The following is a 3,519-nucleotide window of genomic DNA, read 5'->3' as shown; positions in this document are numbered from 1 at the left end:
GCACCCGTGCCGACCGCCCCGACCTGGCTGATCTGGCCCAGCTGCGGCATGTTCATGTTGCCGAGCCCGCCCAGCTGGGGCACGTTGACGCTGCCGAGCCCGCCCAGTTGGGGCGTGTGCACACCGCTGAGTCCGGAAACGGCGGGCAGGTCGGTGATGCGGGCGCCGATGGCGGGGACGGGCGCGTTGAAGGACCCGCCGAGCCCGCTCAGACCGCCGGTGAGGTTGACGTTGCCGACCGAGGGCGACAGGTTCATCGGCGGCAGATTCGTCAGCCCCGAGCCGAGTCCGCCGGCCGGAGTGGGAGTGAAGCCGGTCAGGTTGATGTGCGACAGACCGCCCAGGTCGGCCCCGGGCCGCAGCAGCGTGAGCCCCGACGCGGCGGCGCCGCTGATCTTGCTCGACGCGCCGAGGAACTGGCCCCCGGCGAAGGCCCCGTACCGGTACATGCCGAAGACACCGCGGTCGATGACGCCGATCCTGAGCGCGAAGAGCAGGCCGTTGCCCATCTCGTCCGCGGCGACCGGCAGGAAGAACCGCAGCCCGTTGAGCCCGCGCACGCCGTTCAGCATCGCGCTGCCCAGCGAACTGCCCAGCCTCCCGATGCCACCCAGGCCGCTGATCACGCTGCGCACCGCGAAGAAACTCTTCACGCCCAGCAGGTTGATGACGGTCAGCTCGGTGGCCGCCGGGAGGACGCTGAAGCCCTTGCCGAGGCCGACCCCGCCCATGGTGAAGCCCTTGAGCCCCGGCATGAAGGCCAGACCGGGCGTGAACTTCATCCCGTTGATGCCGCGCAGACCGTTCAGCCAGACTCCGGTGGCCCGGAAGGTGTCGTCGATGCCGAGGGTCAGTCGGCCGAGCAGTCCGAACGCGTTGGGCCCGCCCAGGAGCAGGTTCTTGCCGCCCTGGAAGGCGGAGACACCGGCCCCCTTCAGTCCCTTGAACACCGCGCCGACGTTGATGCCCTTGGTGGTGGGCGCGATGACGCCCAGGATGGAGAGCACCAGTTCGGTGACGCTCGCCTTGCCCTGGGAGAAGTCCACCGCCGTCTTGATCAGCAGCGCCACGTTGAGCCCGATGGCGAACAGGGCCAGCGGACCGCCGACGATGATCGCGGGGATGATGAGGATCAGCGCCAGCCAGCCCAGCGCCTTCCAGAACTCCTCGCACTCGTCGATCGGCGAGGCGATGCTCTCCGCCGCCGTGGTCAGCGCGGTCGCCGCCGTCTCGGCGGCGTCCGACAGGATGTTCCCCGCGTCCTCGGCGGTGGACTTGTGCGTCTCGCGTCCCTCGTCGTCGTCCTCGGCCAACCCGGCTGCCGCGGTCAGGGCGGCGTCGGCCCGCTCCTGCTGGGTGCGCATCACACCGACATAGGTCCGCAGCGCGGCCTGGGCGTCCTGGTGGGCCTGCCGGAACGTGGACACGTAGTTGCGCAGATCACCGTCGATCACCTTGCGCAGCGCGTCCGCCGTCTCGCCGATGAAGGCCCCGTCCGTGGTGTTCTTGATCTCCGTCAGCCCGGAGTCGATGGTGTCCGCCAGAGTGACCAGTTCGCCCTGCGAGGTGATGATCTCCTCGATCCGGGCGGCGTCGCCCGGGGTGGGGTCACTGCCCAGGTCGAGCGCGCTCCAGTCGGCGGGACGAGCCATCGGGGCGCCTCCTTCTGCTGCCGGGACGTGCGTCGGGACGCACGCGGACGTGACGTGGGACGTACGTACGGGCCGTCGTCCGTACCGTCCACGCACCGGGACCCCGAGATGGTTCAACGCACGGGAAAACAGTGCCTGTTGAACCTTTCCGGGGTCCCGGTGCGTGGAGGGGGCGGAAGAGGCGGACGGGACACCAGGAGGTACGACGCGTGGCGGACTTCTCCATCGACTACTCGGCCCTGCACACGGTCCAGAAGAAGATGCACGACCTGGCCGACCAGGCCGATTCGGGCGGCGCGACCGGGGCGTTCAAGGAGGTGGGCGAGGACACCTCCAGCGAGCGCAGGGCGGTCTTCGGCGACTCCGGTCTCTCCTCCGCGTTCAACCTCTTCTACCGCCGCTCCAGCTCCCGTACGAAGCAGGCCAAGGACGGACTCGGCGAACTGGCCGACGTCTTCAGCTCCGTTGCCAACACCTTCTTCGACGCCGACGCCCAGCTCTCCAGCGCGGCGGGGCTGATGGGCTCCAGCATCGGCCTCGACGAATGGAAGAACGACACGGAGGCATACGAGGCCTGGCAGGAGGACAAGACCGCCTGGGACGCCTACCTCGACAAGATCGGCGCCGGCGAGTACTTCGACCAGCACCCGGACGCCGACATCGGTGAGGTCTGCCGTGCGGACGGCGCCCCTTCCTGGTGCGAGACCTGGCAGAACGACGAGGACGCCCCCGATCCGCCGGGCCCCGCGCCGGAGAAGCCCTCCGACGACCCGCCGACGACGTACACCTACGAGGACGCGAACGGGAAGGTCGAGGTCAAGGTCGAGCTGAACGACCAGCACGACGTCATGAAGGAGACGTCGACGATCACCACCCCCGACGGCCAGTCCTACACGTCGGTCACCACGTACGACTCCGCCCCGAAGATCATCGATCCGGAGGGCAACGGCACCAAGGACGCCTTCGACGCCCGCGACTACACCATGGTCACCACCTACGCGGACGGTTCGAAGACCACCAGCGTCTTCGCGATCAGCGACGACGGCTCGGGAACCATGACGAGCACCGACCAGGACGGCAAGGTCACCGTCTCCACCCGCTCCGGCCCGGACGCGGAATGGGTGACCCCCGAAGACGACGAAGAGTAGAGACCGGGAAAGGACCCCTCCCCATGGCAGCCAACATCAGCCTCTCCTACGCCGAGATCGAACGTGTCGCCGGCCTGCTGGACACGAGCGTCGACCAGACCCTGGTCCCGCGCATGGACGAGGCCAAGCAGGAAGTGGACACCCTCCTGGACACGGCCCTGATCCTCACCGAGTCCAGCCCCGCCCTCCAGGTCCAGTACGAGAAGTTCACCACCTCGCTGAAGGAGGCCACCGACAGCATCAAGGGTTACGCCGAGCAGTTCCGCAAGATCATGGAGTCGGTGAAGGGGATGGACCACGACATCGCCGAGAAGGTCAACAGCAGCGGCCAGTAGCCACACCTCAGGAGAATCACGATGGCAGCAGGAAATCCCGATGTCCTTTTCGATTACGACGAGATCGCCCGGGCCGCCACGGCCATGGGCAACAAGCTCACCGACATCTCCAACGAACTGACCGACCTGGAGACCACGGTGAGCGGCCTGCTCCAGGACGGCCTCGTCTTCGAGAAGGCCAGCCCCGCACTCAAGGACGCGTACGACGCCTTCAGCAAGCAGATGAAGTCCTCGGCCAGCAACATCGGGGAGTACGGCAAGAGCTTCCAGGACATCGGCGAGTCGATCGCCCAGTCCGACCAGGACATCGCCAACGAGGTCATCAAGGCCCAGAGCGAGGCGAACGCCTGACCCGGTGGTGAAGAAGGGGGGTGGGGGGACGGG

3 protein-coding genes and 1 pseudogene are annotated in these 3,519 nt (G+C 67.8%); 3 read left to right on the top strand and 1 reads right to left on the bottom strand.

Translation table 11 applies throughout. The annotated features are described in order from the left end of the window. Positions 1–1,652 (bottom strand): annotated as a pseudogene (locus ACTWQO_RS48360) (hypothetical protein); the annotation flags it as partial. Between the two features lie 209 nt (positions 1,653–1,861). On the opposite strand from ACTWQO_RS48360, the gene ACTWQO_RS48355 reads away from it, so the two are divergent. Genes ACTWQO_RS48355 through ACTWQO_RS48345 form a run of 3 tightly spaced genes read left to right on the top strand, consistent with a single transcriptional unit; the run spans position 1,862 to position 3,486 of the window. Beyond that, a complete protein-coding gene (locus ACTWQO_RS48355; protein ID WP_443243791.1) occupies positions 1,862–2,800 on the top strand; it encodes a serine/arginine repetitive matrix protein 2 in 939 nt (312 codons plus the stop codon). A gap of 23 nt (positions 2,801–2,823) precedes the next feature. Beyond that, positions 2,824–3,135 carry a hypothetical protein gene (locus tag ACTWQO_RS48350; protein ID WP_301980893.1) on the top strand — a complete coding sequence of 104 codons (312 nt, stop codon included), beginning with the start codon at positions 2,824–2,826 and terminating at the stop codon, positions 3,133–3,135. Between the two features lie 21 nt (positions 3,136–3,156). Beyond that, on the top strand, positions 3,157–3,486 hold the full coding sequence (locus tag ACTWQO_RS48345) for a WXG100 family type VII secretion target (protein WP_443243790.1): 330 nt from the start codon (positions 3,157–3,159) through the stop codon (positions 3,484–3,486). Positions 3,487–3,519: the final 33 nt, after the last annotated feature.

Origin of the sequence: Streptomyces sp. 4N124, from assembly GCF_052245395.1 — a bacterium.
GTDB lineage: Bacteria > Actinomycetota > Actinomycetes > Streptomycetales > Streptomycetaceae > Streptomyces.
This window is presented reverse-complemented; position numbering and strand designations above follow the sequence as displayed.